This is a genomic window from Streptomyces sp. CBMA29 (genome assembly GCF_014596445.1).
Lineage (GTDB): Bacteria > Actinomycetota > Actinomycetes > Streptomycetales > Streptomycetaceae > Actinacidiphila.
The window spans coordinates 1-6784 of the sequence record NZ_MECL01000125.1 but is presented as its reverse complement, the minus strand read 5'-3'; the positions used below and the strand labels follow the sequence as shown (position 1 = coordinate 6784).

Genomic DNA, 6784 nt, shown 5'->3' with positions numbered 1-6784 from the left:
CGCGGCGGCGTCGCGCGCCGCTCGCGGGGGCCGGGTCGATCCGCGGGACCTGGTGATGCTGTGCGGGGTGGGCCTGGCGCTCGGGCAGGACGCGGCGGCGTCCGGCCGCCGCGCTGCCGGGCCCGATCGCCCGCACCAGGAACTCCGCCACCGGCCTGATCGGCGCCCACGGCGGCAGCTCCAGCGCCGCCAGCCGTTCCAACGTCCCCGCCACCTCGTCGTCGCCGAGGTACCAGGCCGTATGCGTCGCCTGCACCAACATCCGCGCCGCCGCCGCCGAGTCGATCCCCGCCAGCAAATCCGCCGCTTCCAACAGGAGTTGATGCGCCGCGCCGAAATCCCCCTCCCAGAAGTCCGCGAGCGCCCGCACATAGAGCGCTCTGCCGCGCACGGCGGACAACGGGTTCGCCGCGCCCCGCGCGGCGGTGGACGCTGATCGCGTGGACGCCGGACTGCCCGGCCCGGACGAGTGAGGCGGAACGCTCCGACCGACGCCCCCGGTGTCGGCGGCGGTGTCGGCGGCGGGCGTCGAATCTCCGGGTGCGGGGCCGCTTGGTCCGGGGGAGCCGGGCGCCGCGCTCTGCCCGGCGGTGGCATCGAGCGCGGAGGCCGATTCGGCGGGTGCCTGACCGCTCGGCTCGGACGCTCGGGGTGAACTGCCCGGCTCCGCCTGGGCCGTTGGGGCCGCCGACGGCGCCGCGCCGTCCCGTACGGCCGCTGCTTGCGCCTCTGCCTCGGCCGCGCGGGTCGCCTGGTCGGCGAAGGCGCGGGCGCGGGGGATGTCGCCTGCTTCGGAGGCGGATTCGGCGGCGAGGAGGAGGCGTTCGACGCGGGCGGCGGGGTCGGTGCTGAGGCGGGCCGCGCGTTCGTAGGCGGCGGAGGCCGCCGCGTGGCCGCTGCGTTCGCGGGCGCGGCCCGCGGTCTGCTGGAGGGCGCTGGCCACGGCTTCGTCGGGGCCGGTCGCCGCGGCGGCCAGATGCCAGGCGCGGTGGTCGGGGTCGCGTACCGGGTCGGCGGCCTCGGCGAGGGCGCGATGTGCCGCGAGGCGGTCGGGGAGGGCGGCGCGCTGATGGATCGCGGCGCGGACCAGCGGGTGCCGGAAGCGCAGCATGTCCTCGTCGTCCACGTAGACCAGGTTCGCCTCTTCCGCGGGCGGCAGGTCGTCGACGCCGACGCCCAGCACCGCCGCGGCGCGTACCAGGATGTCGGGGTCGCCGGTGTGGTCGGCCGCGGCCACCAGCAACAGCGTCTGGGTGCCGGGCGGCAGGTGGCTGACCTGGCCGTGGAAAGCCATCTGGAGGCGCGTGGTCAGCGGCAGCCCGCCGCCGGCTGCGGCGGAACCGCCCCCGCCCCGCGCGTCGGCGGACGGTCCGAGCGGGAGTTCCAGCAGCGCCAGCGGATTGCCCCGCGCCTCGGAGAGCACCCGGGTGCGTACGGTGTCGGCCGGTGGGCCGCCACGGTCGGCGAGCAGCGCCCGCGCCGCGTCCTCGGGCAGCGGGCCGAGCCGCAGTTCGGGCAGGCCGGGCGCGGTGAACGACCCGGCGCCGTCACGTACGGCGAAGACCATCGCGACACCCTCGGCGTCGAGCCGGCGCGCGGCGAAGACCAGCGCGTCGGTGGACGCCCGGTCCAGCCACTGCGCGTCGTCCACCACACACAGCAGCGGCCCCTCGCCCGCGTGGTCCGACAGCAGCGACAGCACGGCCAGGCCGACGAACATCGGCTCGCTCGCGGCGTCGGCCTCCAGACCGAACGCGGCGCGCAGCGCCCGCCGTTGCGGCACGGGCAGCGAGTCCAGCGACCCCATCGCCCTGCGCAGCAGCAACTGAAGCCCCGCGTAGGGGAGTTCGGCCTCGAATTCCACGCCGGAGCTGCGGACGGCCCTCAGGTCGCCCGCAGCCGCCACGGTCTGCTCCAGCAGCGCGGTCTTGCCGATCCCGGCGTCACCGCGCAGTACGAGCACTCCGCTGCGGCCCGCCCTCGCCCCCGCCAGCAGTTCCTCCAGCGCGGCCGTCTCGGTGTCCCGTCCGTACAACATGCCGGGCACGCTAACCGATCACGGGCCGGGAGTCCGCTTCCCTCCCCGCCGGCCCCTGCGCGGACTCCATGCCGAGGCCGCGTCTGATCGCGGTCTCGACCGGTGAGTAGCCGCCGTCGGCGCGCTCCAGTTCGTACGGCGCCGCGGGCAGGAGCGGCGGCTGGGCCAGGAAACGCGGGCGGCTGCCGTGGTGCGGCTGGGCGGCGTGCACGAGGAACGGGTGGCAGAGGTAGACATCGCCGGGGGAGCCGGTGGCGAGGGCGAGCGGGCGGTGTTCCGTGGCCGCCGCGATCTGCTCGGAGACCGCCAGGACCGAGGCGCCGGCCTCGCCGTACGGGGCGAGGACCGCGGGCACGTCCAGGTGGGAGCCGACGCGGATCCGGGTCGGCGCGTCCTCCTCGTCCACCTCGGTGAACAGGAACAGCATGAGCAGCGCGCGGTCGCGGGAGCGGACATTGGCGAAGTACCACTGCTCGCCGGGGACTTCGTAGCTGCCCTCGATGTGCCAGCCCGCGTCGTCCGGCTCGTCCGGGTGCGGGAAGCGCAGCGGGAAGGAGCCGAGGGAGTGCCGCGGCGACCAGCGTCCGGCGCCGACGAGACGGTTGAACGCGGCGTGCAGTACGGGGGTGTTGGCGGCCTCGGCGAACGGCGGCTGGGCCATGCCGCCCACCCAGTGCACCGGTTGTGTCCAGGTGGCGGGGTCGGCGGGGTCGCAGCTCGTCTCCTTCCACAGGAGGTCGGCGCAGGCGCGGGCGGTCGGGGCGGGTACCGCGCCCTCGATCCTCACGAAGCCGTCCCTGAGGAAGGCCCGCTCCCACGCGTCGTCGGCGTGGCTGTCCGTGGCGTCGTCCATCCCCCGATCATCACGTCGCGCGACGTGCGGCGGCCACCGGATTTCCTCCGGGCCCGGGTCCCGGTCGGCTCAGACCTCGCCGGGAACGGTGCTCCGGATCTGCCGCAGGAAGGCGTTGTTGTCCGGGGTCTGCCGGATCTTGTCCAGCAGGACTTCGAGGCCGGACTGGGCGCCGCGCCCTTGCAGGACCCGGCGCAGGCTGCGTACGACCGCCAGTTCCGGGCCGGGCAGCAGCAGTTCCTCGCGGCGGGTGCCGGAGACGCCGACGTCCACCGCCGGGAAGATCCGCCGCTCGGCGAGGGAGCGGTCCAGGTGCAGCTCCATGTTGCCGGTGCTCTTCAGCTCTTCGTAGTAGTAGTCGTCGGCGCGCGACCCGGTGTCCACCAGCGCGGTGGCCAGGATGGTCAGCGATCCGCCCTCCTCGGCGAGCCGGGCGGCGCCGAAGAACTGCTTGGGGCCGATCAGCGCGGCGGCGTCCACACCGCCGGTCAGCGTCCGGCCGCCGGTGGAGGCGGCCGAGTTGTGCGCCCGGCACAGCCGGGTCAGCGAGTCGAGCAGGACCACCACGTCCTGGCCCTGTTCCACCAGCCGCTTCGCCCGCTCGACGGCGAGTTCCGCGACCGCGATGTGTTGCTTGGCCGGCCGGTCGAAGGTCGAGGCGATCACCTCGCCGCGCACGGTTCTGCGCATCTCGGTGACCTCCTCCGGGCGTTCGTCCAGCAGCACCACCATCAGGTGGCACTCGGGGTGGTTTTCGGCGACGGCCGTCGCGATGCTCTGGAGGAGCATCGTCTTTCCGGCCTTGGGCGGGGCCACGAGCAGGCCGCGCTGCCCCTTGCCGACCGGGGTCACCAGGTCCATCACCCGTCCGGCGAGCGCGCCGGTGCCGGTCAGCGCCGGGCTCTCCAGACGCAGCCGCTGCCGGGGGTGAAGGGGTGTCAGGTCCCTGAAGTGCGGTCGCCCGCGCAGGTGTTCGGCCGGGACGCCGTTGACCAGGTCGACGCGGCCCAGCGTGCCGGGCTTTCCGCCGAGGGCGCCCTCGACGAGGTCGCCGTTCCTGAGTCCCGCCTGCCGGATCTGGGCCTGCGGTACGTGTACGTCGTCGGGTGTCGGCAGCAGCCCGGCGGGTCGGAGGCGGCCCTGGCCGCCGTGGATGTCGAGTACGCCCGCCACCCGAACCGGCGTTTCCTGCCGGACGGGAGGGCGTTCAAGGATGTCAGTCATGGGAGTCGTCCTTTCTCGGACGAGAGGGAAGTCGTGTGCACGGCAGGTCGCCGTGCGAGTACGGGGTGCGGCGGGTCTGGCGTGTGACGCGTCGAACGGGCATGCCGGAAAGGGATTTCGGCGTGAGCGGGCACAACACGCTCCACGTACCGCAGAGATCACCACAGGGCCGTCGTACGACCGTCAGGTGATTCGGGAACTCCGTGGGGACCGGGACCAGAGCCATGGGGCCTGGGGCGCGTCACCGCGAGGAGTGGTCATTCAGAACGAGCACCGGCGCCGCGAGAAGGGGCGCAGACATGTGCTACACGCAGACCATAACACGGCGCGGTCGGAGGATGTTCCCGAACCCGTGTCCAGGGGCAGGAACCCGCCGCTCAGTCGACCGCGATCCCGTGCTCCCCGACCAGCGCCACCAGCCCGCCCGAGCCCGCGTAGCCCTTGCCGCCCGCCACGAAGCGCCAGTCGGCGCCCGTACCGCTCCTGCGGAAGGAACCGAGCACCAGCGCCGTCTCGCCGGGCCTGCCGTCGGAGACCTCGAGGCGGTCGGCCTCGGCGCCGCTGGGGTCGGTGAGCCTGATCCGGGCGTCGGTGAATCCGGTCAGGTCGGCGTCCGGATCGGCCTCCGGGTCGACGGCGGCGACCAGGACCACCCGGTCCGCGCGGGCGGGCAGCCGGTCGAAGCTCACCCAGATCGCGGCCTTGTCCCCGCCGAGCGCGGGCATCATCCGCACACTGCCGTCGGGCGTGCGCGGATTGTTGAAGAAGACGAAGTGGTCGTCGTCCATCACCCGGCCGCCCCGGCACACCAGCGCGCAGACGTCGAGCCGCACACCGCCCGACCACCACATGCCGAGCACGCTCGCCTCGGAGTCGGCGTCCGCGTCGGCGTCGATACCGGGCAGCACCGTCGAGACCAGCGTCGGGGTGCGCTCGACGGCGGCGGGGGCCGGGCCGAGACGGCCGCCGAGCCCGTTGCTGTGCAGCAGGTCCACCAGGTCGGGGCCCGACACCAGCGTCAGGGGCTTGCCGTTGGCGAAGGCGTGCGAGGTCGGCCCGAAGCCGGAGGTGGTGATCAGCACGCCCTTGTTGGCACCGACGCTCTGCACCGTGCCGAACAGGTCGCGTACGGCGCTCGGCGAGACCGTGTTGCGGTAGCGCTTGACCTGCACCACGATCTTGCCGCCGCGTATCGGGTCCGGGTCCAGTGCGTCCACGTCCACACCACCGTCGCCGGAGCGCACCGTCGTGACCGCGTTCATCCCCATCGCGCGGAACAGCCGCGCGACCAGCTCCTCGAACTCCAGCGGGTCCATGGCCAGCAGGTCCGGCTCCTCCTCGCCGCCGTGCGAGACGATCGTGCGGCCTGCCTCGCCCGGCAGCCGGAGCGGCTCGACGGCCGCGCGCTTGTCCGGGCGGGGGGAGAGCCGGCCGTCCAGCGCCTCGGTGAAGCAGTCGACCGCGTTGACCCGGTCGAGGTTGACCGCCGCGAAGGCGGCGTCCGACACCAGCGCGGAGCCGACGACGGTCTTCGTACGGTGGCCGGTGGCCGGGTCGGTGTCGTCCACGAAGCCGTTGAGCACCACCGAGTCCAGGACGTCGTGCGCGTCGGCGCCGAACAGCTCGCGCAGCACGAGCAGCAGACACTGGGCCAGGACGTCCCGGTAGGCGGCGCGGCGCTCGGCGACCGGGCGCGCCACCTCCTTGTCCCGGTCGGCGCCCGGCATGTACCGCACCAGCGACGCCTCGGGCACCACGGAGAAGGCGGGCAGCTCCCAGTCGAGCACGAGCTGCCGGTCGGCCCGGTCGTAGGACGCCGAGACCTGTCGCGGCAGGCCCTGCGGCCACGCGGCGGACGCGTAGAGGGCCGCCGTCAGATAGTCCTCCACCGCCTCGGGGTCCCCGTCGCGCAGCGCGGCGACGGACGTCTCAACCTCGGCGTTCTGCCGCCGGATCTCCGCCAGCCGCTGGTCGGCCCACTGCCGGTACTGCCGCTGGTAGTCGGCGAGTTGGCGCTGCCGCAGCGCCTCGGTGGCCTGCGCGGCCCGCAGGTCGTTCTCGTACAGCGTGCGGGCCCGCTCGCGCTCGTGCCGTGCCGCGCCCCAACCGCCGCCCTGCCGGGGCGTGTACGCGTTCGGGTCGGGCATCGGGATCGGTTCGGCGAGCCGTCCGGGGGCGAACGGCTCGACCGCCTCGGGCGTCAGCAGCGCCGCGGGGGTGAAGACGGGCGCCGCGCAGCCGGCCGCCAACAGGCCCTGGAGCTCGGCGAACCGGCGCTCCAGGTCATCGGTCCGCTGCCGCGCGTCGGCCTCCCGGCTCGCGCGGTACGCGGCCTGCTGCTCACGACTGCGCCGGGAGGCGGCCCGCTCCGCCGCGCGCTGCTGCCGCTCGGTCTCCCGCCGCGCCTGCAACCAGGCGCGCTGCTGGGCCTCTTGCTGCCGCTGGCGCTGCCGCTGGACCTCGGCCCAGGTGGATACGGGACCGGAAGTACGGCGGCTCATGCGGGTACGGCTCCCTCTCGGCGCGGCGCTGCGGACACCGTGCGTGCCCCCTGCCCGGCAACCGAGAGTACGCCTCTGGCCAGCGCGTCGTCACCGCTTCCGGCCCACAGCGCGGCCCGATTCGGCGCCCGCCGCTCAGCGCGCCTTCGCCGCGGACCGGCGGCGCAG

4 protein-coding genes are annotated in these 6784 nt (G+C 74.5%); all 4 read right to left on the bottom strand.

Annotated features, from left to right (window positions below; translation table 11 throughout):
- Positions 1–2038 (bottom strand): AAA family ATPase (locus tag BGM09_RS17825; protein WP_188282611.1); only part of this gene is annotated, 2038 nt, incomplete at its 3' end.
- A 10-nt stretch (positions 2039–2048) separates the two neighbouring features.
- Positions 2049–2891: a phytanoyl-CoA dioxygenase family protein gene (locus tag BGM09_RS17820; protein ID WP_188282610.1), complete on the bottom strand. Its 843-nt coding sequence runs from the start codon at positions 2889–2891 to the stop codon at positions 2049–2051.
- Between the two features lie 69 nt (positions 2892–2960).
- Positions 2961–4115, bottom strand: a complete 1155-nt coding sequence (rho, locus tag BGM09_RS17815) for a transcription termination factor Rho (RefSeq protein ID WP_188282609.1) — start codon at positions 4113–4115, stop codon at positions 2961–2963.
- A 377-nt stretch (positions 4116–4492) separates the two neighbouring features.
- Positions 4493–6616: a restriction endonuclease gene (locus tag BGM09_RS17810; RefSeq protein WP_188282608.1), complete on the bottom strand. Its 2124-nt coding sequence runs from the start codon at positions 6614–6616 to the stop codon at positions 4493–4495.
- Between the last annotated feature and the right edge of the window lie 168 nt (positions 6617–6784).

What these genes read in the sequence shown, in the direction of transcription:
- BGM09_RS17820 (WP_188282610.1), bottom strand. Translation starts at nt 2,891, where the DNA reads ATGGACGACGCCACGGACAGCCACGCCGACGACGCGTGGGAGCGGGCC.
- BGM09_RS17810 (WP_188282608.1), bottom strand. Translation starts at nt 6,616, where the DNA reads ATGAGCCGCCGTACTTCCGGTCCCGTATCCACCTGGGCCGAGGTCCAG.
- rho (WP_188282609.1), bottom strand. Translation starts at nt 4,115, where the DNA reads ATGACTGACATCCTTGAACGCCCTCCCGTCCGGCAGGAAACGCCGGTT.